Origin of the sequence: Chitinilyticum piscinae, assembly GCF_015223195.1 — a bacterium.
Classification (GTDB): Bacteria; Pseudomonadota; Gammaproteobacteria; order Burkholderiales; family Chitinibacteraceae; genus Chitinilyticum; species Chitinilyticum piscinae.
In genome coordinates this window covers 42,616-66,844 of record NZ_JADFUA010000001.1, presented here as the reverse complement: position 1 = coordinate 66,844, position 24,229 = coordinate 42,616, and the positions used below count along the sequence as shown (strand labels likewise).

Annotated in this window: 22 protein-coding genes; 12 read left to right on the top strand and 10 right to left on the bottom strand. The window is 59.4% G+C overall.

What is annotated here, in order from left to right; genetic code table 11:
• Positions 1-10: 10 nt before the first annotated feature.
• The gene (locus INR99_RS00320) at positions 11-937 is read right to left on the bottom strand and encodes a LysR family transcriptional regulator (RefSeq protein WP_194114297.1); all 927 of its coding nucleotides are present in this window, start codon (positions 935-937) and stop codon (positions 11-13) included.
• A 171-nt stretch (positions 938-1,108) separates the two neighbouring features.
• Between INR99_RS00320 and gshA the strand changes: the two genes are divergently transcribed.
• The 10 genes from gshA (at position 1,109) to INR99_RS00270 (ending at position 10,963) form a co-directional block, all read left to right on the top strand.
• Entirely contained in the window at positions 1,109-2,386 is a 1,278-nt protein-coding gene (gene gshA / locus INR99_RS00315) for a glutamate--cysteine ligase (protein WP_194114296.1), read from the top strand.
• Positions 2,383-2,715 carry a DMT family transporter gene (locus tag INR99_RS00310; protein WP_308431420.1) on the top strand — a complete coding sequence of 111 codons (333 nt, stop codon included), beginning with the start codon at positions 2,383-2,385 and terminating at the stop codon, positions 2,713-2,715. Before gshA ends, INR99_RS00310 begins: the two co-directional genes overlap by 4 nt.
• A 13-nt stretch (positions 2,716-2,728) precedes the next feature.
• On the top strand, positions 2,729-3,676 hold the full coding sequence (gene gshB, locus INR99_RS00305) for a glutathione synthase (protein WP_194114956.1): 948 nt from the start codon (positions 2,729-2,731) through the stop codon (positions 3,674-3,676).
• On the top strand, positions 3,667-4,704 hold the full coding sequence (locus INR99_RS00300) for an FAD:protein FMN transferase (RefSeq protein WP_194114295.1): 1,038 nt from the start codon (positions 3,667-3,669) through the stop codon (positions 4,702-4,704). The genes gshB and INR99_RS00300 overlap by 10 nt, the downstream gene beginning before the upstream one ends.
• Positions 4,705-4,808: 104 nt before the next feature.
• A complete protein-coding gene (locus INR99_RS00295; RefSeq protein WP_194114294.1) occupies positions 4,809-5,210 on the top strand; it encodes a PTS sugar transporter subunit IIA in 402 nt (133 codons plus the stop codon).
• A gap of 116 nt (positions 5,211-5,326) precedes the next feature.
• On the top strand, positions 5,327-5,599 hold the full coding sequence (locus tag INR99_RS00290) for an HPr family phosphocarrier protein (RefSeq protein WP_194114293.1): 273 nt from the start codon (positions 5,327-5,329) through the stop codon (positions 5,597-5,599).
• Positions 5,600-5,648: 49 nt separating this feature from the next.
• Positions 5,649-7,376 (top strand): phosphoenolpyruvate--protein phosphotransferase, encoded by a 1,728-nt coding sequence (ptsP, locus tag INR99_RS00285; protein ID WP_194114292.1) that lies wholly within the window; start codon positions 5,649-5,651, stop codon positions 7,374-7,376.
• 63 nt (positions 7,377-7,439) lie between these two features.
• Positions 7,440-9,065 (top strand): GGDEF domain-containing protein, encoded by a 1,626-nt coding sequence (locus INR99_RS00280; RefSeq protein WP_194114291.1) that lies wholly within the window; start codon positions 7,440-7,442, stop codon positions 9,063-9,065.
• Positions 9,065-10,144, top strand: a complete 1,080-nt coding sequence (locus tag INR99_RS00275; protein ID WP_194114290.1) for a tetratricopeptide repeat protein — start codon at positions 9,065-9,067, stop codon at positions 10,142-10,144. The genes INR99_RS00280 and INR99_RS00275 overlap by 1 nt, the downstream gene beginning before the upstream one ends.
• Before the next feature lie 153 nt (positions 10,145-10,297).
• Positions 10,298-10,963 carry a class I SAM-dependent methyltransferase gene (locus tag INR99_RS00270; RefSeq protein ID WP_194114289.1) on the top strand — a complete coding sequence of 222 codons (666 nt, stop codon included), beginning with the start codon at positions 10,298-10,300 and terminating at the stop codon, positions 10,961-10,963.
• Between the two features lie 62 nt (positions 10,964-11,025).
• On the opposite strand, the gene INR99_RS00265 is transcribed toward INR99_RS00270, so the two are convergent.
• The 6 genes from INR99_RS00265 to INR99_RS00240 all read right to left on the bottom strand — a co-directional run bounded on the left by INR99_RS00265 (position 11,026) and on the right by INR99_RS00240 (position 17,463).
• A complete protein-coding gene (locus INR99_RS00265; protein WP_194114288.1) occupies positions 11,026-13,128 on the bottom strand; it encodes a hypothetical protein in 2,103 nt (700 codons plus the stop codon).
• Between the two features lie 11 nt (positions 13,129-13,139).
• The gene (locus INR99_RS00260) at positions 13,140-14,354 is read right to left on the bottom strand and encodes a DUF8470 domain-containing protein (protein WP_194114287.1); all 1,215 of its coding nucleotides are present in this window, start codon (positions 14,352-14,354) and stop codon (positions 13,140-13,142) included.
• A gap of 16 nt (positions 14,355-14,370) precedes the next feature.
• Positions 14,371-15,093, bottom strand: coding sequence for a prepilin-type N-terminal cleavage/methylation domain-containing protein (locus tag INR99_RS00255; protein ID WP_194114286.1), 723 nt, complete (start codon positions 15,091-15,093; stop codon positions 14,371-14,373).
• Positions 15,094-15,103: 10 nt separating this feature from the next.
• A complete protein-coding gene (locus INR99_RS17760; RefSeq protein ID WP_308431419.1) occupies positions 15,104-15,619 on the bottom strand; it encodes a prepilin-type N-terminal cleavage/methylation domain-containing protein in 516 nt (171 codons plus the stop codon).
• A gap of 111 nt (positions 15,620-15,730) precedes the next feature.
• A complete protein-coding gene (locus tag INR99_RS00245) occupies positions 15,731-16,597 on the bottom strand; it encodes a lysophospholipid acyltransferase family protein (RefSeq protein WP_194114285.1) in 867 nt (288 codons plus the stop codon).
• Positions 16,594-17,463 carry a lysophospholipid acyltransferase family protein gene (locus INR99_RS00240; protein WP_194114284.1) on the bottom strand — a complete coding sequence of 290 codons (870 nt, stop codon included), beginning with the start codon at positions 17,461-17,463 and terminating at the stop codon, positions 16,594-16,596. Before INR99_RS00240 ends, INR99_RS00245 begins: the two co-directional genes overlap by 4 nt.
• An 81-nt stretch (positions 17,464-17,544) precedes the next feature.
• Here INR99_RS00240 and metK point away from each other — a divergent pair, with 81 nt between their 5' ends.
• A complete protein-coding gene (metK, locus tag INR99_RS00235) occupies positions 17,545-18,714 on the top strand; it encodes a methionine adenosyltransferase (RefSeq protein WP_194114283.1) in 1,170 nt (389 codons plus the stop codon).
• Positions 18,715-18,779: 65 nt separating this feature from the next.
• Complete coding sequence (locus INR99_RS00230; protein WP_194114282.1) at positions 18,780-21,806, top strand: DEAD/DEAH box helicase; 3,027 nt, start codon at positions 18,780-18,782, stop codon at positions 21,804-21,806.
• Here the strand turns inward: INR99_RS00230 and INR99_RS00225 are convergent.
• The 3 genes from INR99_RS00225 to INR99_RS00215 are packed head-to-tail and all read right to left on the bottom strand — an operon-like array spanning position 21,800 to position 24,215.
• On the bottom strand, positions 21,800-22,555 hold the full coding sequence (locus INR99_RS00225) for an ABC transporter permease (RefSeq protein ID WP_194114281.1): 756 nt from the start codon (positions 22,553-22,555) through the stop codon (positions 21,800-21,802). The genes INR99_RS00230 and INR99_RS00225 overlap by 7 nt on opposite strands.
• Entirely contained in the window at positions 22,552-23,469 is a 918-nt protein-coding gene (locus INR99_RS00220) for an ABC transporter ATP-binding protein (protein ID WP_194114280.1), read from the bottom strand. Before INR99_RS00220 ends, INR99_RS00225 begins: the two co-directional genes overlap by 4 nt.
• A complete protein-coding gene (locus INR99_RS00215; protein WP_194114279.1) occupies positions 23,466-24,215 on the bottom strand; it encodes an MlaA family lipoprotein in 750 nt (249 codons plus the stop codon). Before INR99_RS00215 ends, INR99_RS00220 begins: the two co-directional genes overlap by 4 nt.
• Between the last annotated feature and the right edge of the window lie 14 nt (positions 24,216-24,229).

Below are 24,229 nucleotides of genomic sequence, written 5' to 3'. Positions count from 1 at the left end.
AATATATCTGTCAGGGTATGTAGGGTAGCGACAGTTCATCACTGCTGCGTGCCGCACCCGTGAAGGTGCGGCATTCTTCCAGAAAGGCGCGCATTCCGGCGGTCTGGAATTTCTGCTTGTGCCACAGGAAGTGAAACTGGCGGGAGAGATCCAGCTCCGGTGTGGCCAGCGCTACCAGGCTGCCGCGGCGGAAGGCTTCGCGCAGTGCCAGTTGCGAGATGCAGCCGATGCCCAGCCCTGATTCCACCGCCCGCTTGATGGCTTCGGTATGTTCCAGCTCGAGCCGGATATTCAGTTGCGACAGGTGATGGCGCATTGCCTGGGCGAAGGTGTCGCGGGTGCCCGAGCCCTGTTCGCGCAGGATCCACGCTTCGCGCAGCAGTTCTTCAATGCTGGCTTTGCCTTTCGCGGCCAGCGGGTGCTGCGGGCCGCAGAACACCACCAGCTGGTCGTTGATCCACGGGTGGACCTCCAGGTCGGGATGCTGGCAATCGCCTTCAATGAGGCCCAGGTCAAGCTCGAAGCGCGCGACTTGCTGGATGATGGTGGCGGTGTTGTGCACCGCCAGTTGCACGCGGCTATTGGCGTGCTGCTGCATGTAATTGCCGATCAGCAGTGTGGCTAAGTAATTACCGATGGTCAGCGTGGCGCCGATGCTGAGCGTGCCACAATCGGTCTGGCCGGCCAGCAGTCCTTCGATTTCGCCCGCCTGGTCAAGCAGCGCACTGGCGCGGGGCAGTAGTTGCAGGCCGAGTTCGTTCAGGCGCAGCGCCTTGCCGACGCGGTCGAACAGCTGGCACTGGTACTGTTTTTCCAGCTCGCCCAGCGCGGTGCTGGTCGCCGATTGCGACAGGCCCAGCTCCTCGGCCGCGCGCGAGACGCTGCTGTGGCGGGCGACGGCAACAAAGACCTGCAGTTGGCGCAGCGTGTATTTCATATCGGCTTTTCCGCTAGAATCGAAGAGCGTATTCAAATTTACCGATATTCTAGGCAGTCTAGGGGTGGCTGCCAATCACTGACGCCGATTTGTATTTGTCTGCAAGCCAGCCTTGAATTCGCCGTGCCTGCCTCCATCTAGGCAGGATTCCCAAGCCTATCCGGAGACGCCATGAGCGTACCGCACCTTACCACGGCCCTGACCGGGCCGCTGCTGGAGCTGGAGCGCAAGATTCTTGCCGCCCAGCCGGAAATCGAGCACTGGTTCCGCAATCAGTGGCAGGAGCACACGCCGCCCTTCTACGGCTCGGTTGACCTGCGCAATGCCGGCTACAAGCTCGCTCCGGTCGACATGAATCTGTTTCCCGGCGGCTTCAACAATCTGAATCCCGATTTTCATCCGCTGGCGGTGCAGGCCGCGATGATGGCGCTGGAGGGCTACTGTCCGGATGCGCGCCGCATTCTGCTGATTCCGGAAAACCACACGCGCAATCTGTTCTATCTGCAGAATGTCGCCGCGCTGGCCAAGATCCTGCGACAGGCCGGCATGGTCGTGCGCGTTGGTTCGCTCAATCCGGAAATCACTGCGGCGACCGAGTTGGAGTTGCCCGATGGCGGCAAGCTGCTGCTGGAGCCGGTGGTGCGCGAGGGCAATCGTGTCGGTGTTGCCGGCTTCTCGCCCTGTGTCGTCTTGCTGAACAACGATCTCTCGGCGGGCATTCCCGATATCCTGCAGGGCATCGAGCAGACCCTGCTGCCGCCCTTGCATGCCGGCTGGGCCGTGCGCCGCAAGACGACGCACTTCGCTGCCTACGACCGCGTGGTGGCCGAATTTGCCGAGCTCATCGGCATCGATCCTTGGGTGATCAATCCTTACTTCGAGCACGTCGACGGGCTGGACTTTCATGCCCGCGAAGGCGAAGAAAAACTCGCCGCAACCGTGGATGCAATGATTGACAAGATCCGCGCCAAATATGCCGAGCACGGCATCGACCAAGCGCCGTTTGTCATCGTCAAGGCCAATGCCGGCACCTACGGCATGGGCATCATGAGCGTGAAGTCCGGTGCCGAGCTGGTGGGGCTCAACCGCAAGCAGCGCAACAAGATGTCGGTGATCAAGGAAGGCGTGACCGTGCACGATGTGATCGTGCAGGAAGGCGTGCCGACCTTTGAAACCATCGACGAAGGCGTGGCCGAGCCGGTGGTCTACATGCTCGACCGTTTCGTGATTGGTGGCTTTTACCGGGTGCATACCGGTCGCGGCATCGACGAAAACCTGAATGCGCCGGGGATGCATTTCGAGCCGCTGGCATTTGCCACCTCGCTATCGACCCCTGATTGCGACGGTTCGCCCGATTGCGAGGCCAACCGCTTCTATGCCTACGGTGTGGTGGCGCGGCTGGCCTTGCTGGCTGGCTCGCTGGAGCTGGAAGAAGGCGAAGTGGTGTGAGTGGCGGGCTGGGCGCCTGGCTGTGTCTGCTGGCGGCCAGTGTGTTTGAAATCGGCTGGCCGCTGGGTTTCAAGCTTTCGCAAACCACCGGCCAGCGCTGGCTATGGATTGCGGTTGCGCTGCTGTGCATGGCGCTGAGCGGCTGGCTGCTGTGGCTGGCGCAGCGCAGTATTCCGATCGGTACAGCCTATGCGGTGTGGACGGGGATTGGGGCTGCCGGCACGTTTGCGATTGGCGTGCTGTGTTTTGGCGATGCCGCGACGGTTGGGCGCCTGCTGGGGGCTTTTCTGATTCTCGCCGGCGTGGTGCTGCTGAAAATCTCCGGATAAAGGAGCAATGACGATGCGTATTCTGGTGGTGGCTGATCCGCTGGCCGGTTTCAAGATTCACAAGGATTCGACCTATGCGATGCTGCGCGAAGCTGCTGCGCGCGGGCATGCGCTGTTCACCTGCGAGGCGCACGAACTCTCGGTACGCGATGGCGTGGTCCTGGCGCAGGCTCATGCGCTGACTCTGACCGCGACCCAGGAATACAAGCACTGGTTCGCCTCGGCAGAGGGGCAGGCGCAGGCACTGCGCGATTTTGATGCGGTAATCATGCGTACCGATCCGCCGTTCGATCAGCAGTATTACTACGCGACGCAGCTGTTCACCCTGGCCGAGATGCAGGGGGCGAAGGTCTTCAACAGCGGCCGGGCGCTGCGGGATTTCAACGAAAAGCTCGCCATCCTGCGTTTTGCCGAATTCATCGCGCCCACACTGGTCAGCCAGGATATGGTGCAACTGCGCGATTTCGTGCGCGAGCAGGGCGATGTGATCGTCAAGCCGCTCGATGGCATGGGGGGAATGGGTATCTTCCGCATCACCCCGACGGATCCGAATCTGGGCAGCATACTTGAGACCCTATCCGACAATGGCCGCCGTACCATCATGGCGCAGCGCTATCTGCCGGCGATCATTGACGGCGACAAGCGCGTGCTGCTGATTGACGGCAAGCCGGTCGACTGGTGTCTGGCGCGCATCCCGCAGCAGGGTGAAACGCGCGGCAATCTGGCCGCGGGCGGATCGGGCGTCGCGCGCCCCTTGAGTGCCCGGGACCGGGAAATTGCCGAAGCGCTCGGCCCGCAGCTGGCTGCGCAGGGGCTGCTTCTGGTCGGGCTCGACATCATCGGTGAGCACCTGACCGAAGTGAATGTGACCAGTCCAACCTGTTTCCAGGAAATCACCGCGCAATCCGGCATCAATGTCGCCGGCCTCTTTATCGACGCGCTGGAACGCCGGTGCGCCTGAGTGCATGGCTGGCGCTGATTCTGGCGCTGCTGCTGCTGGCTGGGTGCGGCAAGCCGGCGCTGTACCAGCAGGAAAGTTATGTGTTCGGTACGCGGGTGCAGATCAGCATCTACGGCTTGTCTGATGCAGAGGCCAGCAAGCACGCCGCAGCGGTGCTCGGCGATCTGGATCGTCTGCATGCCAGGCTGCACGCCTGGCAGCCCTCGGAAATCACCCGGTTGAATGCGGCCATCGCCGCCGGGCAATCCTATACGGTTGATGCCGAATTGCGCGACCTGCTGCTGCTGGCGCAGGATGTGGCCCGCCGCAGCGACCAGTTGTTCAACCCGGCGGTTGGCCGGCTGGTCGAGGTCTGGGGCTTTCACAAGGATACCTTTGCGCCGGTGCGCCCCGATGCCGGGCAGCTCAGGGCACTGTTGGCGCGCCAGCCATCGCTGGAGCAACTCGAGATCAATGGCCTGACGGTGCGTAGCGGCAATCCCGCCGTGCAGCTCGATCTGGGCGGCTTTGCCAAGGGCTGGGCGCTGGACCGCGCTGCCACGTATCTGCGTGCCAATGGGGTACGTAATGCGCTGATCAATATTGGCGGTAACGTGTTGGCCCTGGGACACAAAGGGGATCAGGACTGGACCGTGGGCATTCAGCATCCGCGCCAGGCCGGGGCGATGGCGAGCGTGGCTTTGCAGGATGGCGAGGCAATCGGTACTTCGGGTGATTATCAGCGGTTTTTCGAGCGTGACGGGGTGCGCTATTCGCATCTGATTGATCCGCGCACTGGTGAGCCGGCCCGGGACATGATGGCCGCTACCGTGATTGTTCCGGCTGGTGCCCTGGCGGGAACCTATTCGGATGTAGCCGGCAAGCCGCTGTTCATCGGCGGCGTGGGTAGTGCGTCAGGGTTTGCCAAGCGCTTTGGTATCCGTGACGTGTTGCTGGTGGATGCGCAAGGTGATGTCTATCTGACCAGCGGAATGCAGCAACGGCTACACTGGTTGCAGCGCCCGGCGCATGTCAGGCTGCTGCCGTGATGCCGGTGTCTTTTTTCCACGTCGCATCTTGTGGTTTGTCATCCCCGCAAACAGCAATTAACGATATGATGAATAACAGTAGGCTTACGCCGGAAGGGATTTGAATGGTAGGGATCATTATCGTTACCCATTATGCGCTGGGCGAGGCGCTGATTACCTGCGCCCAGCACATCATGGGGCGACCGTTGCCGCAGCTCAAGCAGCTGGCGGTCAGCAAGGCTGACGACCCGGACGAAATTGTCCGCAGGGCGCAGGCGCTGATCGCTGACGTCGATGATGGTAGCGGCGTGCTGCTGCTGACGGATATTTTCGGCGGTACCCCCTCCAATGTGGCCAACCGGTTGATCGTGCCGGGGCGGGTCGAGGCAGTGGCCGGGGTCAATTTGCCGATGCTGGTGCGGGCGCTGACCTATGGTCATCAGCCGATCGAAATCGTCGTCAGCAAGGCGCTGACGGGCGGACTGGAGGGCGTGCTCTACATGTTGCCAGCCGGGCCGCAGGGCTAGGGCTGCAGCCTGAGAATGGCCAGGTAAGTGATTGATACTGCCATGGGGTTAGCTGTGAAGGCTAGACGGGCAGTGTGATGGATGAAGATACCCCTTGAGGGGACAGGAAAGACGCAATGCCGCAACAGGAAGTCGAGATCATCAATAAACTGGGTCTGCATGCCCGCGCTTCCAGTAAATTTACCCAGCTCGCCAGCCAGTACCAGTGCGAGGTCTGGATCAGCCGCAACCAGAAGCGCGTCAATGCCAAGTCCATCATGGGGGTGATGATGCTGGCTGCCGGCAAGGGGAGCCGCATTCTGATCGAGACCTTCAATGGACCGGACGAAGCGGCTGCGCTGGAGGCGTTGACCGGCTTGGTGGCGGATCGATTCGGCGAAGGCGAATAAGAGGCTGACCGGGCACAGATCCGGGCAGGTGCGCAGGAGGAGAGTCGGGATGAGCATTACCTTGCATGGCATCGGTATCGGAGGCGGGATTGCGATCGGTCGCGCGCATCTGGTCACGCATGCAGACATCGAAATTGCGCATTACCAGTTGCGGCCGGAGGAGGTTCCTGCCGAACAGGCCCGTTTTGACGAGGCCATCCGCGTCACGCGCAAGGAGCTGGAGACGCTCTGGGGCAGCATCCCCGAGAATGCGCCTGCGGAACTGGGCGCCTTTCTCTCTCTGCACATCATGTTGCTCAACGACCATACCCTGTCGCGCGAGCCACGGCAAATCATCGAACTGCAGCGCTGCAATGCCGAGTGGGCACTGAGCCAGCAACTGGAAACCCTGCTCGCGCAATTTGATGAAATCGAGGAAGAATATCTGCGCGAGCGCCGCTCCGATGTCGAGCAGGTTGCGCAGCGCATTTTCAAAACGCTGGCCGGACACGAGGCCAGTGACCATACCCCGGTATCGGTCGGTGAGGATGCCATTCTGGTGGCGCATGACCTCAGCCCGGCCGATATGGTGCTGTTCAAGGATACGCAGTATCTGGCCTTTATCACCGACGTTGGCGGGCCGACATCCCACACGGCCATTCTGGCACGCAGTCTGGATCTGCCTTCGGTGCTGGCGCTGCGTCATGCGCGCGAACTGATTGACGAAGACGAGCTGATCATCGTTGACGGCATCAACGGTGTGGTGATTGTCGATCCGGACGAATCGATTCTGGTCGAATACCGGGCTCGCCAGCTGGAGTGGCAGGACAAGCAGCGCGCGCTGCAGGATATCCGCACCCGCCAGCCGGTGACAGCCGATGGAGTGGAGGTCGAGCTCTGCGCCAATATCGAGCTGCCGGAAGATTGCGCACTTTCGCTGGAGAACGGTGCGACCGGCATTGGCCTGTTCCGTTCCGAATTCCTGTTCCTGCGCGAGGATGACCTGCCGACCGAGGAGGAACAGTATCAGGCCTACCGGGCGGTGGCTGAGGCCATGCGAGGCCAGCCGGTGATCATCCGTACACTGGACCTGGGCAAGGACAAGATTCCCAAGTGGCAGGAAGAAAGTGAATCACCCAATCCGGCGCTGGGGCTGACCGGTATCCGCTTGTGCATGGCCGAGCCCCAGTTGTTCCGTACCCAGCTGCGCGCCTTGTTGCGTGCCTCTGCCCACGGCAAGATCAAGCTGTTGCTGCCGATGCTGTCCAATCTTGGCGAAGTGCGCCAGACTATGAAGCACCTCAATGAGGTCAAGGCCCAGTTGCGCGAGGAAGGGATTGTCTTTGACGAGGCCATCGAGCTGGGCGGCATGATTGAAGTGCCCGCGGCAGCACTGGCTGTTGGCCATTTTCTTGACCATCTGGACTTCATCTCGATCGGGACCAACGATCTGATCCAGTATTCGCTGGCGGTGGATCGCAACGATGATGCGGTTTCACATCTCTACGATCCCTTGCATCCGGCCGTGCTGCATCTCTTGCAACACATCATTGCCACGGCCAACCGCAAGGGCAAGCCGGTATCCATGTGTGGCGAAATGGCGGGTGATCCGCAGCTGACCCGTTTGTTGCTCGGGCTCGGACTGCGGCGCTTCTCGATGCTGCCGATCCAGCTGCTGAAGGTCAAGCAGCGCCTGCTCGGTGCCGATCTCGCCCGGCAGCAGGCGATTATCGACCGGATGCTCGAAGTCGGTGACAGTGACGAATTGCGAGCCTTGCTGGAACAGCTCAATGCCTGATTACGGTTGGGCATAGCATGCTCCAGCCGGCTATAACATGGGAACAACACAGCTGTTCGAGCCATGAAAACCGCCGACTCTGATCACCCTGCCGCGATTGATGAGCGCCTTGCTCAGGCTGAGGCCATGTACACGGTCGACTGTACCGTGACCATTGATCTTGCACGTGATTCGGCGCTGCAATCGGCCCAGGCGGGGTACCGGGCAGGCGAGATCAGGGCATTGCTGTGGTGGGGGCGCTCACTGGCGGTGCTGGGGCGTGCTTCGGAGGCGATGCCGCGCCTGCGCAAAGCGCTGCGGCTTGCGCAGGGGCAGGACGAGCCAGAGGCTCTGGCTGCTTGCCATGATGCCATCGCGGCCTGTCACTTTGCACTGGGAAACGAGCGGCAGGCAGTGACTTCCTGGCTTGCCGCCCTTGATTCCGCCCTGGCAGGCGAAGCCTTGTCCTACTATGTCGAAGCACTCAATGGCATCGGCAATGTTTATGTACTGCATGAGGATCATGCTGCGGCTTTCCGTTTCCATGCCTCTGCGGTCGATTTTGCCGCTTTTCAGCCTGATGTCGATTTGCGCTGCAAAGCATTGCTGCACCTTGCTGCGGATCTGGTTGCGCTGGAACGCTTTGAGCTCGCTGCCCAGACCCTGCATCATGCCGAACAGTTCCTGATTCTGCCGCGCCGGCAGAACTGGCAGGCCGAAATCTACAACTACCTTGGCGACATCGCGATGCGTCAGGGGGCACTGGATGCGGCGGAGCGGTATCTGCAGCAGGCCTATGCCATTAATGTCGAAGCAAAGCTCTTGTGGGGGCAGACCGTCAATCTGCTGGGACTGGGGCGCTTGCGGCGCCGGCAGGGGCTGCATGAACAGGCCGCGAGCGATCTGCTTGCCGGGCTGGCGCTGGCCGAGCAGTTCCATGCCCTGCATCTGCTGATGCAATTGCATGAAGAGCTGTATCAGCTTTATGAAGCGCGTGCTGATTACATCCGTGCGGTTATGCATCATGTCGGCTACCACACGCACTTCATGGCGCTGGCACAGCAGGACTCCAGCCGTCGGCTGCAAAGCCTGTCGGTGCGCAGGCTGGCCAATGTGGAGATGCGGCTGCGGCTTCTGGATTCCGAAATGGAAATCAACCAGCTGCGCAAGCAGACAGATGATGGCTTGCGGCGCATGCAGTGGCTGGAAAGCGCAGCCTACCGGGATACGCTTACCGGTGCGTTCAACCGGCGCGCCATGGATGAGCGTCTGCCCGAGCTGATCCGGCAGGCCAGGCTGGCTGGCGTCCCTTTTTCCGCATTGCTGCTGGATTTCGATCACTTCAAGCAGATCAACGATCGCTATTCCCATTTTGTCGGTGACAAGGTCTTGCAGCAAGGCGCGCGGGTGTTTCTGGAGCTCTGTCGGGACAGTGATTTGCTGGTGCGTTTCGGTGGTGAGGAATTTCTGCTGTTCTTGCCGGGTGCACCACTGGAGATCGCCCGCAAGATTGGCGAGCGCATCTGCAACCGCATCCCGGGGGAGGACTGGCAATCCATTCAGGATGGCTTGCGGGTAACCCTCAGTGTCGGGGTCGGTGAGCTGGGACTGGATGAACAGGTTCCCGACTGGCTGTTGCGTATCGATCAAGCCCTGTACCGGGCCAAGGCCGAAGGACGCAACCGGGTCTATCTGGCAGAGGAGGCATGATGGACGAGCTACCCCGTCAGGCGCTGCTGGCTGAACTCGATGCAATCAGTCTCACCGAGCCGCATGCCGACCAGCGCCTGCGCCGCCTGAAAGTCTTGCTGCCCAAGGTGCGTCAGCTGGGGGACGAGGCATTGTTGGCCCGGTTATTCATCGAGCAGGGCAAGAATCATGCCTTGCTGTTCGAGTTTGCCGAAGCCCAGACCCTGCTCAATGAAGGAATCCGTCTGGCAACCCGTCTAGAGCTTTCCGGGCTGCTGCTTGAGGGCCGGCTAGCCCAGGGGGGGATTCATTACGGCAACGGCGATTTTTTCCGGGCGCTGGAGGTTTGGCTGAAGACCCTGGAGGAAGCCAGCAAGTTTTCGCAGATGAATCTGTGCGCGCAGGCTTACGTTGGCATTGGTAAGGTTTACTACGCATTCGATGATTTCAGCAGTGCAGTGCGCGCGCATGCCATGGCGCAGGAAATTGCCAACGGTCTTGGCGATCTGCGCCTTTCTTGCGAGATAGCTATCAATCTGGCAGCCGATTATTACCGCCTGCATGATACCGCCAGTTCAATGGCATCCATCATTCAGGCGCAGCAGATTATGGCGCAGGGCAAGCTGGATCTGCCCGAGTGGGATGGCGAAATCAGTTCCTACATCGGCCTGATTCATTTCGAGCAGGGTGATTATGAGCGTGCCGAAGCGCATCTGCTGAGCGCGCTGGCGATCTTGCGCGCCTGCGGCAGCGTGTGGGGACAGGTGCATGTCCAGCTGGCTCTGGGGCGTACCTATCTCAAGCTGGGCGACCCACGCCGTGCCAGCGACTACCTCAAGGAAGTTGTTGCCCAGCAATCCCTCGGTGTCGTGGGGGGCATGCAGGTTCAGACCGAAGAGCTGCTGGCGGGCTTGCTGGTTGAGCAGGGGGATTATCAGGGGGCCTTGCATCATTACAAGCGCCTGCAGCAATTGCAGAGTGAACAGTTCCGTAGCCATGGCACCACATTGCGCCTGAGCAAGCACATGCTCGGACGACTTGCCGATCTGGAGTTCCGCCTGCAGCTGGAACGTTATCGCTTGCAGCTTGCAAGCGAATAATCAGGGCTGATTTCTGTTGGTATATGGCTGTAGCCAAATATTGGTGCAGTTCGCGCTCGAATACATGATGATGTATATTGATGCGGTCTGGCTAAGCGAAGCGAGCCCTGCCTGACGCGGTATACTTGCGCTTTTTAGCGCATCACTGTTTCCATGAGCCGTTCCAATCTGGCTGTGTCCTCCCTGCTTGAGGACTATCTCCGCCGCAATACCTTGCGGGAAGCTCCTGCGCTGGCTGATCTGCGCCATGAAACTGCAGGCCATCGGCTGGCGAAAATGCAGCTGGCTCCCGAACAGGGGGCGCTGTTGACCTTGCTGCTGCGTCTGATCGGCGCTAGGCGCTATCTGGAGGTGGGCACCTTTACCGGCTACAGCTCACTGACTGCCGCACTGGCAATGGGTGAAGACAGTCTGGTCGTGGCCTGTGATGCCAGTGCCGAGTTCACTCGTATCGCGCGGCAGCACTGGGAAAAAGCCGGTGTCGCACACCGGGTTGAATTGCGCCTGCAGGACGCCATGAAATCACTGGATGAGCTACTGGCAGAGGGACGTGCCGGTGAATTTGACTGCATGTTCATTGATGCCGACAAACCCGCCTATCCGGCCTACTACGAACGCGGCTTGCAGCTGGTGCGTCGCGGAGGGCTAATTATCCTCGACAATATGCTGCTGGGCGGACGGGTGGCTGAGCCGGTGGAGGGTGAATCTGCTGGCGTGCGGGTCGTGCGCCAGTTTAATCGGGATTTGCGTGACGATGACCGGGTCGAGTGCAGCCTGCTGCCGGTGGGGGATGGGCTGACCCTGTTAGTGAAGCGCTGATTGGATAGCCAAACAACAACAGGGGGCATCGCCCCCTGTTGTTGTTTGCTGCAGCTCACGGATTATTTGAAGTTATCGACATACAGCTGTACCCAGCCATTGCTGTTGGCGATGTTGACCGAAACATTGTTGCTGGCAGCCTTGCCATTCGCCGTAGTGCAAGAGGTGGTCACGGTAGCCGGGCTACTGGTTGCCGAGCAGACAGGCGCCGGGCTCAGCTGCACATAGCCACCAGTACCCGTAAAGCTGCCAGTGGCATTGGTGCAATTGCTGGTGGCAGTGCCTGAAGTCACCTTGGTCGAGCAAGTAGTGGACTGGTTGTTCGGTGCATTGACAAACACCTGCATGTTGACACTGTACGTAACTGGCGTCGGTGTCGGCGATGGAACCGGTGTCGATGTAGGCGCCACGGTCGGTGTCACAGTGGGAGTCACAGTCGGAGTCACGCTGGGGGCAACTGTTGGTACCGGAGTTGCACTGCTATTGGACGGGCAGGTAATGACCGTTGCAAAGTCCTTGCTGCTTGGATTGCTGGTGTTGGCCTTATAGCACTTGCGGTTGGCACCATTGAGGCCATTTTCCCAGACAAAGGTCCATTTGCTACCCACTGTCGACGGCATGGTTGACCCATTGCTGCTGGTTTGATTGGTCACTACCGCCCAGATGCCCACGGTGGTCTGGTTATTCCCGAAGGTATCCGAGAAGCAGCCGACGTCACCATTCTTGAAGTTGGCCACATTGCTGGGTGTAATCAGCAGGCCTGCCGGAGTGGTGGTCGGATCGCAGGCAATGGCCTTGGATGTCCACATGTTGGTCTGTGTCGACGGGTAGAAGGTCTCGGTCGTGGCCCATTGGTTGTTGTACAGTGCCGAGATTTCGGCCATGGCGATGTAAATCGTCGGTACACCCGAATTGAGATAGCACACCGCATCACCCTGACGATAGAGAATGTCGTAGTCCGACGGGCTGCGATAAACGATACTCTTCACTGTTTCCCAGAATACGAGATCCGGGGTGCAGTTGGTCGGCAATGGTGCAGGGGCATCGGTTTTGAAGACCGGGTCGGTGACCTTCACGATGGGCAGGTCATACGGGACGGACACGCCTTCATCAGCACCGAAATGCTTCAGGGGTACATCCGAGGCGTACGGGGGGCCTGATGGCTTGCTGGTCGTTACCGTGGTGCTGCCGATGGTAGTCAGAGTACTGCCCTGGGCGTCCTTGCAGGTCAGCACCAGCTGCATGGTGTCGGATGCGGAGAGGCAGGAGTAATCCAGTGTGATCGAATAGGCGTAATACTTGGTTTTCCCATTGCTATCCACAGTGCCATTGATCTTGTAGTACTGCTTGTCCTTGGCATCCTTGTAGCAGTTGGGGTCGGAGCCATCCTGCTTGGCACAGAGTTGGCGCAATAACTTGCCACTGGCCTCCTGTGCGGCACATTGTGTGGGATTGCCATTGCTGCTATTGGCGGTGACGCTGCAGACGCCGTAGTTGGCCTCGGTATTCCACCAGGTGACGGTGCCCTCGGCGTAATATTTCACCTCTTTCCAGTCCGGATTGACCCCGGGGGCGGTGTCCTTGTTGCCAACAATATTGTTGGCATTGGGCAGATTCAGTATGTATTGCTTGCCATCTTTCGAGACAATGCTCTTGTCTTTATAGGTCTTGCCATCCTTGTAGTCTGGCGCCGTCATGCCGCTGAATTTGCTATTGTTGCCGCCGCCACCACTGGTCGAGCCCAGGGTGGTTTGCATCAGTGCATTGGCATAGCTAACCAGAACCAGCTGCTGCGGTTTGCCGTACTGATCGGTCCAGTTGACTTGAGTAGCGTACTGGGTAAGGCCTGCGATGCCACTGTTGATGGGAAGCAGAGCGAAGCTGAATGCCGCCGCATCCCCCTGATAGCTATCGGTGCCACGCAGGGCTTTTTGCAGCTCGGTATCCGTCGCCGAAAGCTGGAATTTGTTGCCGCGTATCCCTTCCATAATCCGCAGCGCATTCATGGCAGCATAATTTTTCTGTGAAGAGATGCTGCTCTGACTAACTAGCCCAATTTGCAAGCGGTATAGTGCCAGCAAGCCAATGGCTAAAATCAGGAGGGACACAACCACTTCAAGGATCATGCTGCCGCTTTGTTTGCGGCGTAATTGCATCGTTTTCATGGTGCGTCTCCTTATTCCCAATCTTTCCAGCTACCGGCAACAACGCGATAGTTCTTGTCGCTGGTTCCTCCACCAGGGGGGGGGACACCATCGCCGACAAAACGAATCTTGATGTTGCCATTCGACTTGAATGAACCGTTACTGATCAATGAACCATTGACAGAAACATTACCGGTGCCTTGCGTCATTGCACCTGTCGCATGAACAATTCCGTTGATAGTGGCATTGCCGTTCATTTCTACTTGGCCTTCGACGTAGATCACAACTCCTTGACCAACACCTTCTAGGCCAAAGGTATCGTTACCACTACCGCCCAATTTGACATCCCCTTTGAAGCAATACACTCCGGGTGTCTGAAAGTTGGCGGGGTCAAGCTTAAGCCCATTGACAATTACTTTGCCGTCTTGGTCTTTTGCCAGGTTGTCGCCGGGCTTGTATTTATTGTCGGCGCACAAGTCTTTGGCAGACATGCCGTAAATGGTCTCTGCCGCAAGGGCATTATTACCTTCGAGGGATTTCAGATTTCCGTCATTCTGGAAGGACTCACCATATACGCCTTTGCCGTTATTGTCGGTACAATCATCGCCAGAAAAGCTGGTGGTTCGCTTGATCGTTCCGCCTGAGTGAACCGCATTTCCACCACCGCCACCTTGAATACAGCTCGATCCCCCAAACTCTGCATCGCCGAGGGTGACCAACGCATCACTGAGTCCAGGATAGGGATTGCCTGTGGTTGTGGTTAGGTTGATCATGACCTGAACGCGAGAAACGGATTCGCAGCTATCAATCAGCTGACTTTGTGAGGTGTTGCTGGCAGAGCCGCAATTGTAGCCGCCGATGCTGGTAATTTGAATCGGCGAGGTCGTAGATGCACGGCTGATTGCAATCGCAAAGCGAGCTTTGGGATCCACTTGAATGTTGGCGCCAGCGGCATTGGTAACATTCACCTTTGCGATGGGTAATTCCAATGAGCTTTTCTTGATGGAGCCGTCGGAGTTGAGGTAAGTGGCTGTATTAGCATTAATGGCGGCAATGGCATACTCTACCCCCGCTTCGGCCGCATTTCGGGAGTAAATGCTCTTTAGCGTGCCTTGTTGTTGCCCGATTTCGCTGATCGTGCTGCTATAGGCATAGATAACCACTACAGACGCGATAGCGAGTGTCATGATGGAGACGGCCAGTGTGACAAGGCCCTTTTGTCTCCGGAATTGAGGATGGGTATTCATCATCTGCTCCTGCATGTTATGGGGCCGGGGCCGGAGTCGGGGTAGGGTAATTGCAGTTGCTTCCCGAAAGATAACTGCTGCTGTCATTACGAACCTTTACCAGCAGTGTCTGTGTGCCGGTAAATGGCGTCCCGGACTTTTGCACCGATTCACCGCTGATCGTAATGGCAATATTGAATGGACATACGCCTTTCTGCGTTTCTGTTGGCGCTGTTGCGGGCGTACCTGGGGCTTGGAGGGTGAACGTTAGACTGCTGATCGCTGTTTGTGCCGGGTTGGTTAGCGCTGTCCAACCTGCGGCCGTCAGATTGCTGCAGTTTGGTGTCGCCCCCTGATAAGCGCGAATCGTCTTGTTGGCGGAGTCGAATGCGTAAGCGAACCCTTCATTTGCATCGAGTGCACCGTCGCTGTCACGGTCATAAGCGAATGTCACGCAAGTAACGGGGGTATTCTGCGTGAGCTGGTACAGGGTGTAATTGCTTTTCTGGCTGAATGCAGTAATAACAGCCTGATCGGTAGTGCTGGCGAACCCTGCACGCTTCAAATCCTGGGCAATGATGTCCAGCACCGAGCGCAGATCTGCGGTTGTTTTTTGCATTCGCAGTTGAGCACGATTGGCCGTCAGTTGTGCAGACATTTGATAGCCAAGTGCGCCTAAGGCCAGTACTGCCAAGGCAACGGCGATGAGCAATTCGATTAATGTGTAGCCTTGCTCATAGTGATAATTGACTTGTGCCATATCTATAGCCTCATTGAATTCGCCTGGCTTCGCCAGTGCTGCCGATGCGAACTTGCGCAGTATCACCAGCACTGTTTGTGAAGGTGACGGAGATCACTGATGAGGGATTGAGAAGCCCTCGTACGGAGTCGATCTGTATGTCGTTGCCTGCAAGGTCACCGAAGCTTGCGCTGATTTCGGTATTGTTGTTCTGCAGGGTAAAGGCAGCATCGCATTTGTCTGCATCTGCACCCGAAGGGTCCTTGGTGCAGTCACAGGCAGCTGCTGGCGGTGCAATGTGGGCACCGTAGCACCAACTGCTCCCATCTTTTGCGCTTAGAAAAACATCTGAGCTTTTTGCAAGGCCGGCTGATCGAGCGTTATTGATTGCTTGGGCAAAAGTATCTGCAATGTTATTCAGAGATTCTTTACGGAGCCGCTCTTGGTAAGACGACAAGCCGACAGCCAGAAGGATGCCGAGAATGGCGACGACTACCATCAACTCAACCAGGGTAAAGCCAAGAGTTTTGTGCAGCTTTACGGTCATGATGCACGTCCCTCACGGTAAATATTCACACTGTCATTCTAGTGCGGAGAGGCGCTTTGCATGTGGCCGTCGGGCTGCCTTGAGCTGCCGCTGGTCATTCGCTCCGGGCTTTCAGCGGTAAAGCGACGGTGTGCTTTCCGGGCGGGTCTTGAAACGCCGATGCAACCAGTAATACTGGCTGGGCGCGGTGATGATCTGCTCTTCGATGAAGGCGTTCATGCGCCGGGTGTCTGCAGCTGGATCATCGGTCGGAAAATGACCCAGTGCCGGGAAATAGCGGGTGACGAAGTGATTGCCTTCCAGTCGTGTGACCATTGGTACGACGGCCGCGCCTGTCATTGCTGCCAGACGCCCCAGGGCTGGCACCGTGGCGGTGGGGATGCCAAAGAAGTCGACAAAAATCGACTCCTTGGGGCCCAGATCCTGATCAGGCAAGTAGTAGAACGGGATGTGCTGGCGCAACGCTTTAATGACTGGCCGCAAGCCATCGCCGCGGCGTATGAGTGTCGGACTGCGAAAGCGACTACGTACCTCAAGGCTTAGTTCATTGAATATCCCGCGCTGGGCGGCATACATGCTGGCACCTGCATGGTCGATCGTGGCCCGTATGCCGCCAAAGTCGAGCCCCATGAAATGAGGTGCGAGTGCGATGGTGGGTTGCCTCTGTTTGGCCGCCAGAAAGTGTTCCTCGCCTTCTACCTTGATCAGCGCTTTAAGTTCAGCCGCGCTACTGAAGAAAAGCTTGCCATAAGCGAGAAATGTCGCGCCAAGTTCACGGAAATGCTGGTGCAATACCTGCTCATGGCGGCCCGGTGGCCAATCCGGAAAACACAGTCTCAGGTTGGTCAGGCCGACATGCCGGCGGCGGCGCAGCAGGATGTACAGCAGTTCACCAATGCCGGCTCCAAGTATGCGGATCACCGGCATCGGCAAGAGGTGCAGCAGCCACAGGAGAGACAGTGCCAGTTTGCGTTTCATGCACCTGACTCCGGTTGCGGGGCGCCCTTGGGGCGCTTGTAGCGGTTGTAGCTCCAGAGGTACTGCGAGGGTTCTTCGCCGATCAGCAATTCCATATTGCGGTTCAGCAGTTCGGCGTCATGGGCGGGCTCCCCGTTCAGTTCGCCGCTAAACGGGCGAACCCGGAACTCATAGCGCCCTGCGCGGGTGCGGGCGGTGTAGCAGGGGAGCAGAATCGCATTGCTGGTTCTGGCCAGCTTGGCCCAGAGTGTCATGGTGTAGGCGGGCTTGCCGAAAAAGGATGCCCAGGCTCCTTCGCCCTCGCCGGGGGTCTGGTCGGGGAGCAGATAGGTGACGCCACCGCTCTTCAGGGTTTTGAGCAGAACACGCACGCCACGGGCATCTGCCGGAGCCGGAGTGCTAGGTCCGCGGCTGCGCGAATACAGCATCAGCGGCTCAAGCCAGGATTGCTTGGGCGGGCGATACAGGGGGGCCATCGGTCGGGGGACCCAGACACCAATGCAGATGCCGCTCATTTCCAGAGCGCCAAGATGTGGGGAGAGAAAGATGATGGGGCGCCCGGTGCCCAGCGCATTCTCGACATGCTCCCAGCCATTCCGGTCAACCAGCTGGACCAGCTCGTGCTCGGGGCGCATCCAGTGCGCAAGGATTTCCAGCGCCCCGCGGCCGTGCTCGCGAATACTTGAGTACAATAATCGGTTATAATCGCGTTCATTTTTCGCGATGCCGCTTTGTTCCAGATTCGTCCGTAACTTCCGGCGATAGGAGGGCGAAGCGAACCAGACCAGCCAGCCCAGTAACGTTCCAGTGCCTTGCAGTACAGGGATGGGGATACGGGCCAGAATCTTGGCAATAGCCAGCAACATGGGCGGGTCCGGTGAGTCGAAGCAAACGCATATTGTAGCCAGCTCGCGGCCGGCGAGCCATTCAGCAAGGAACAAGCCCTGATGAAAGACTTCCTGTTTACCTCGGAATCGGTATCCGAAGGCCATCCGGACAAGGTAGCCGACCAGATTTCCGATGCGATTCTCGATGCCATTCTCGCGCAGGACAAGCACGCGCGTGTCGCCGCCGAAACGCTGGTGAACACCGGCTTGGTGGTGCTGGCCGGCGAAATTACCACCAGCGCCAATATCGACTACATCCAGATCGCGCGCGACACCATCAAGCGCATCGGCTATGACCACTCCGACATCGGTTTTGATTACAAGACCTGCGCGGTGCTGGTGGCCTACGACAAGCAGTCCCCCGACATCGCCCAGGGCGTTGACGAAGGCGCCGGCCTCGATCTCGATCAGGGCGCGGGCGACCAGGGGCTGATGTTCGGCTACGCCTGCGATGAAACCCCGCAGCTGATGCCAGCCGCGATCTACTACGCGCACCGTCTGGTGCAGCGTCAGGCCGAATTGCGCAAGGACGGCCGCCTGCCGTGGCTGCGTCCGGACGCCAAGTCGCAGGTCACGCTGCGTTACGACGGCGAAACCGGCAAGGTCAAGGAAGTCGACACCATCGTACTGTCGACCCAGCATCACCCGGATGTTTCTCACGCGCAACTGTCCGAAGCGGTGATCGAAGAGATCATCAAGCCGGTGCTGCCTAAAGAATGGGTCACTGCCAATACCAAGTTCCTGGTCAACCCGACCGGCCGTTTCGTTATCGGTGGCCCGATGGGCGATTGCGGCCTGACCGGCCGCAAGATCATCGTTGATACCTATGGCGGCGCAGCGCCGCACGGTGGTGGTGCCTTCTCCGGGAAGGATCCGTCCAAGGTTGACCGCTCCGCCGCCTACGCCGGCCGCTATGTGGCGAAAAACATCGTGGCAGCCGGGATTGCCAAGCAGTGTCTGGTGCAGGTGTCCTACGCGATCGGTGTCTCCAAGCCGGTGTCGATCATGGTCGATACCTGGGGCACTTCGAAGCTGTCCAATCAGGAAATCGTCAAGCTGATCGAAGAGCACTTCGATCTGCGCCCGAAGGGCATCGTGCAGATGCTCGACCTGCTGCGTCCGGTATATACCCGTACTGCCGCCTACGGTCACTTTGGTCGTGAAGAGCCGGATTTCAGCTGGGAGCGCACCGACAAGGCCGAGGCTCTGCGCGCTGCCGCCGGCCTGTAATCCATCAATCGTGATCAGCACGTGCAAGGCGGCCTGCGGGCCGCTTTGTGCTTCTGGGGTGCATCATGCGCAAACGCCGTACTGCTAGCGAGACTGTTTCTGGTGCCGCAAGCCGGGCTCGGGCAGAAGCGGCTGCCGCAGCGCCCACTCGTCTGCCGCAGGACGATGCGCGGCAGGCTCGGGTTGGACAGGCCTGGCTGGCCCGTTTCGGTGAGCCGGGGTCCAGGGAATCTCCGATAGCTGCCGAGCGGATTCGTTATGTTTTGACAGCCCCGCTGGAGCAGGGCGTGCGGGTGCTGCGGCTGGAGGCGCAAGTGCAGCATCCTCTCCCGCAGGGCGGCTGGTCGACACCCAAACGCCCCAATGTCGAGCGGCTGCTCTCCAGCTATGACGTGCCGGCCTATGCGGCCGCCGGCGACATCACGCTGTTTCATCTGCTGACGGCTGGCGCCAACCGTTTTTATGCCCAGGATCCCTTGCGGCAGCCCCTGTCGGGGCAGCTTGCCCATTTGCTGCTGCAGCTCCTCTCCGATTTGCAGCGCTGCCATGTCGGCAGCGCCAGTGGCCCGCTGCTCAACTGGCAGGGCGAGCGCGAGCTGCAACTGGATTGGCGAGGTGATCATAAGGGTATGCGGCCATTTGCTTTTATTGGTGATGATTGTGAGGCAATACCTGTTGATGTACCTCTATGGCTGGATTTGCGGCAAGGTGGGGCTGGCCGTCTGATTGCTCCTTGTCCACCGGCATCGCTGCCGGCACTGCTGCAGGCGCCGGAGCTGCCGGCAAGTCAGTGGGTGCTGCTGGCCAATCAGCAGCCAGGCCTCTGGCAGAAAACCGGCTTGCAGTTACCCGAGGAGGTGCTTTCGCGGACGCTGGATGGCGCCCCCTGGCCAGTGCTCGCGATCAGCAGGCTACCGGACGCCGCCGGAGACGGGTTGCTGCTTCGACCAAGCTTCGAATACGCGGGCGTGTCGATTGCGCCCTATCCGCAGCAGCGCTTGCAGCCCTTGCCGGGCGGGCAGGTCCAGCAGCGTGATCTGCAACTGGAAAACCACCTGCTCGCAGGTTTGCCTGGCACCCCGGCGTTTCTGGAGCGCGCGGTGCTTGCTTGCCTGACGGTTGCCGAGGCGGATCAGCTGATTTTGGGCGTTCCGGCGATGCTGACATTCTGGGAAACGAGCGTCCCGGCACTGCAGGCGGCGGGGTGGAGCATTCAGGCTGAGGCTGTGGCACGCAGCCGCGTGATTGATGCCGATGACTGGTGGGCGCAACTGGACGAGCAGGATGGCTGGTTTGGTGTCGACCTGGGCGTGCTGGTCGGGGGCGAGCGGCTCAGCTTGCTGCCCTTGCTGGTCAACGCCATCCGGCAGGCGCCGGATGATTTTGCGCTGGAGCGGCTGGCTGTCGCCGAGGTGTTGCTGCTGCCGGCCGGAATGGGGCGGTATCTGCGTCTGCCTGCCGCGCGTCTGCGGCCCATTTTGCAGGCATTGACCGAGCTGTTCGATGCTGAACGTGATCCGCAGGTGCCCTTGCGACTTTCCCCTGCGGACGCTGTGCGTCTGCCACGACTGACTGCGCTGCCCTGGCAGGGCGGTGAGCGATTGCGGCAGCTGGCGGATAACCTGGCTGACTTGCCCCGCCTGGCGCCGGTGGCTGCTGTGCCCGGGTTTACCGCAACCTTGCGTCCGTATCAGCAGTACGGGGTGGCTTGGATGCAGTTTCTGCGGCAGTCCGGTCTGCATGGTGTGCTGGCCGATGATATGGGGCTGGGTAAAACCATTCAGGCGCTGGCGCACCTTCAGGCTGAAAAGGCGGCCGGCCGGCTGGATCAACCCTGTCTGATCGTGGCGCCCACCAGTCTGATGTTCAACTGGCAGCGTGAAGCCGCCTTGTTTGCACCGGACTTGCGCGTGCTGCTGCTGCACGGCACCGCCCGCAAGATGCATTATGGTGTTCTGGCTGATTACGATGTGGTGCTGACAACGTATCCACTGCTTTCCCGTGATAGCGAGGTGCTCAAGGCGCAGCGCTGGCATCTGCTCATGCTGGATGAGGCGCAGGCGATCAAGAATCCGCGGGCGCAATCCGCGCAGATTGTGCGCGAGCTGGAGGTGCGGCACCGGCTGTGCCTGACCGGAACGCCAGTGGAAAATCATCTGGGCGAGCTCTGGGCACTCTTCGATTTTCTGCTGCCCGGCTTTCTGGGGAGCGAGCGGCAGTTCGCGACGCTGTTCCGCACTCCGATCGAAAAGCAGGGGGACGGCCAGCGTGCAGAGTGGCTGCGGCAGCGGGTTGCGCCCTTCCTCTTGCGCCGTACCAAGGAAGACGTGGCGACCGAATTGCCACCGAAGACGGAAATGATCCGCATGGTGGCGATGCAGGAAGGGCAGCGCGACCTGTACGAAACCATTCGTCTGGCGCTGTCCGAGCAGGTACAGCAGGAAATCGCCGCGCGCGGGCTGCCGCGAAGCCAGTTGCTGGTGCTCGACGCGCTGCTGAAATTGCGGCAGGTCTGCTGCGATCCGCGCCTGATCAGCAGGGTGGAGTCTTCTTCTGGCCTTGCATCAGCCAAGCTGCAGGCCTTGCTGGAACTGCTGGGCGAGCTCTTGCAGGAGGGACGCAGGATTCTGGTTTTCTCGCAATTCACCCGCATGCTGAGCTACATCGAAGCCGAATTGCGCGCGCGTGGCATCGATTATGCCAAGCTGACCGGGCAGACGCGCGACCGTGCAACACCAGTGACACGTTTCCAGAATGGCGAGGTGGCGGTTTTCCTGATCAGCCTGAAAGCCGGCGGCGTCGGTTTGAATCTAACGGCCGCCGATACGGTGATCCACTATGACCCGTGGTGGAATCCGGCCGTTGAAGATCAGGCCACCGACCGGGCCTATCGCATCGGGCAGGACAAGCCGGTGTTTGTGTACAAGCTGATCTGTGCCGGCAGCGTTGAAGAAAAGATGCTGCTGCTGAAAGACGCCAAAAAATCACTGGCCGCCAATGTGTACGGCCAGACTGGGCAGCCGGTGCCCGGCTTCGGCCAGGCTGATCTGGATGCGCTGTTTGCCCCGCTGACCGAGCTGGATGATCAGTGACGCAGTTTATAGCCGCTGGCCAGTAGCCGGAGTGTGCCGGCGGCAAGCACGACAGCACAACTGCCGGTGACGCCCAGCGAGAGCCAGGGGCTTGCGTCGCTAACTCCGAAAAAGCCGTAACGGAAACCGTCGATGATGTAGAACACCGGGTTGGCATGGGATACTTGCTGCCAGAATGCCGGCAGGCTGTGCACCGAATAGAACACCCCGGACAGGAAGGTCAGCGGCATGATCAGGAAATTCTGGAAGGCGGCGAGTTGGTCGAATTTCTCTGCCCAGATGCCGGCGATGATGCCCAGCATGGCCATCGTGGCGCTGCCGATTAAGGCAAAAGCCAGAATCCATAGTGGGTATGCGAAGCTGGGTATTGCAAAATAGAGCGCAGCAATAAATACCCCGGTACCTACCATCAACCCACGAAGCATGGCTGCCAGCACATAGGCGCTGAAGAACTCCAGGTGCGAAAGCGGCGGCAGGAGGATATAGACGATATTGCCGGTGATTTTTGACTGGATCAGGCTGGAGCTGGTGTTGGCAAAGGCGTTCTGCAGCAAGGTCATCATCGCCAGTCCCGGGATCAGGAAGGCTGTGTAGCGTACCCCGGGGTAGGGCTCGACATGGGCATCAAGTACATGGGCGAAGACCAGCAGATACAGCAAGGAAGTCAGTACCGGCGCGGCCACCGTCTGGAACGAGACCTTCCAGAAGCGCAGGATTTCTTTGTAGAAGAGAGTGTAAAAACCGGTCATGACAGGCTCGGAGCGGGGGTCTGCATCATTTCAAGGAAGATGTCTTCCAGATCGGGCTTGCTGATCTGGATGTCGCGCACGCTGATGCCCGCGTTGCCCAGCGTTGCGAGAATCTGCTCCAGTGCCGAACAGTCGGGCAGCTTTAGTTCAAGATAGCCATCGTCAGTGCGGCCGATCAGTTTCCCCTGCAGGCTTTCAGGCAGGGTGTCGCTGGACAGTTTCAGCAGCAGGCTGCGCGAGCGCCCGCGATTCATCAGCTGGTGTTTTTCTTCCAGTGCGATCAGCCTGCCTTGCTTGAGCATTGCGATGCGGTTGCAGAGTTCTTCCGCTTCTTCCAGGTAATGGGTGGTCAGCACAATGGTGTGGCCATCGGTGTTCAAGCGACGAATGAATGCCCACAAGGTCTGGCGCAAAGCCACATCGACACCGGCGGTCGGTTCATCCAGTACGATGACTGGCGGGCGATGCACCAGCGCCTGGGCGACCATGACGCGCCGCTTCATTCCGCCGGAGAGTGCCCGCATATTGGTATCGGCCTTCTCGCTCAGGCCCAGGTTGGCGAGGATTTCGTCAATCCAGTCGTCGTTGCTGCGCAGGCCGAAGTAACCACTCTGGAACTGCAGCGTTTCGCGTACCGTGAAGAAGGGATCGAATACCAGCTCCTGCGGCACGATCCCGACTGCGCGCCGCGCTTGGCGGTAGTCGCGCTGTACGTCATGCCCCATGACGGTGACTTCGCCGCAGCTGGCGTGCGTCAAACCGCCAAGGATCGAGATAAGCGTGGTTTTGCCGGCGCCGTTTGGACCCAGCAAAGCGAAAAAGTCACCTTCTGCGACGTTGAAGCTAACGTCATTGAGCGCCTGGAAGGTGCCGTATTGCTTGCTGATTCCGGCAAAGCGGATGGCGATGGTCATTGTGCTGGCTGGTTTCCGGTTTCTGTCTGGGCTGGTGCTTCGTCCTGCTCGTCCATGTCGTCGCTGAGCGCAAGCGGGTGTGGCGGATTACCGTCGTGCACCTTGTACCAGCGTCGTTGCAGATAGGCATCGCGGATGAAGGCATAGGGATCCAGTGCCTCGGCGATCGCCGCATCCAGTGGTAGCAGATCGGCACGGGCGCTGACCAGATAGGTACTGTAGTAGGCGATTTGCCCGCCGAGCGGGTCGATGTAGTCAATCGGCCCCCAGGCAAAGCGGCTGATCGGCTCCGCGCTATCGCGCACGGTCAGTGGCCCATAGAAGGGCACCATTAGGTATGGCCCGGTCGGAATTCCCCAGTATCCCAGGGTCTGGCCCAGGTCTTCGTCCTGTTTTTCGATGGGTAGGGTGCTGGCTACATCAATCAGCCCTGCCAGCCCCGCAGTGGTGTTGACCAGTACGCGGGCAAAGCTGCGCGAGGCCGGCGTCGCCTTGCCCTGCAGCAATGCGGCCGGGATGCCGAACAGGTCATCAATGTTGCCGAAGAAATTGCGCACACCATATTGCACCGGATGGGGGACGTAATCGTGCCAGCCCTGTGCCAGCGGCTTAAGAGCCGCTTTGTCAATGGCATTGTTGAATTCGTAGATCGGGCGGTTTACCGGCTCGAGTGGATCATAATGATTGTGCGGTGTGGCACAGGCAACGAGCAGCGCAGAAAGTGCGAGCGGGACGATCCGTTTCATGGCGCGATCCTCCG

Excerpts from the sequence above, each read along its gene's own strand:
- INR99_RS00230 (WP_194114282.1), top strand. The coding sequence starts at position 18,780 with ATGCGCAAACGCCGTACTGCTAGCGAGACTGTTTCTGGTGCCGCAAGC.
- INR99_RS00255 (WP_194114286.1), bottom strand. The coding sequence starts at position 15,093 with ATGGCACAAGTCAATTATCACTATGAGCAAGGCTACACATTAATCGAA.
- INR99_RS00320 (WP_194114297.1), bottom strand. The coding sequence starts at position 937 with ATGAAATACACGCTGCGCCAACTGCAGGTCTTTGTTGCCGTCGCCCGC.
- INR99_RS00290 (WP_194114293.1), top strand. The coding sequence starts at position 5,327 with ATGCCGCAACAGGAAGTCGAGATCATCAATAAACTGGGTCTGCATGCC.
- INR99_RS17760 (WP_308431419.1), bottom strand. The coding sequence starts at position 15,619 with ATGACCGTAAAGCTGCACAAAACTCTTGGCTTTACCCTGGTTGAGTTG.
- INR99_RS00295 (WP_194114294.1), top strand. The coding sequence starts at position 4,809 with ATGGTAGGGATCATTATCGTTACCCATTATGCGCTGGGCGAGGCGCTG.
- INR99_RS00245 (WP_194114285.1), bottom strand. The coding sequence starts at position 16,597 with ATGAAACGCAAACTGGCACTGTCTCTCCTGTGGCTGCTGCACCTCTTG.
- INR99_RS00225 (WP_194114281.1), bottom strand. The coding sequence starts at position 22,555 with ATGACCGGTTTTTACACTCTCTTCTACAAAGAAATCCTGCGCTTCTGG.
- INR99_RS00215 (WP_194114279.1), bottom strand. The coding sequence starts at position 24,215 with ATGAAACGGATCGTCCCGCTCGCACTTTCTGCGCTGCTCGTTGCCTGT.
- INR99_RS00265 (WP_194114288.1), bottom strand. The coding sequence starts at position 13,128 with ATGAAAACGATGCAATTACGCCGCAAACAAAGCGGCAGCATGATCCTT.
- INR99_RS00275 (WP_194114290.1), top strand. The coding sequence starts at position 9,065 with ATGGACGAGCTACCCCGTCAGGCGCTGCTGGCTGAACTCGATGCAATC.
- INR99_RS00220 (WP_194114280.1), bottom strand. The coding sequence starts at position 23,469 with ATGACCATCGCCATCCGCTTTGCCGGAATCAGCAAGCAATACGGCACC.
- metK (WP_194114283.1), top strand. The coding sequence starts at position 17,545 with ATGAAAGACTTCCTGTTTACCTCGGAATCGGTATCCGAAGGCCATCCG.
- INR99_RS00280 (WP_194114291.1), top strand. The coding sequence starts at position 7,440 with ATGAAAACCGCCGACTCTGATCACCCTGCCGCGATTGATGAGCGCCTT.
- INR99_RS00240 (WP_194114284.1), bottom strand. The coding sequence starts at position 17,463 with ATGTTGCTGGCTATTGCCAAGATTCTGGCCCGTATCCCCATCCCTGTA.
- gshA (WP_194114296.1), top strand. The coding sequence starts at position 1,109 with ATGAGCGTACCGCACCTTACCACGGCCCTGACCGGGCCGCTGCTGGAG.
- ptsP (WP_194114292.1), top strand. The coding sequence starts at position 5,649 with ATGAGCATTACCTTGCATGGCATCGGTATCGGAGGCGGGATTGCGATC.
- INR99_RS00260 (WP_194114287.1), bottom strand. The coding sequence starts at position 14,354 with ATGAATACCCATCCTCAATTCCGGAGACAAAAGGGCCTTGTCACACTG.
- INR99_RS00270 (WP_194114289.1), top strand. The coding sequence starts at position 10,298 with ATGAGCCGTTCCAATCTGGCTGTGTCCTCCCTGCTTGAGGACTATCTC.
- gshB (WP_194114956.1), top strand. The coding sequence starts at position 2,729 with ATGCGTATTCTGGTGGTGGCTGATCCGCTGGCCGGTTTCAAGATTCAC.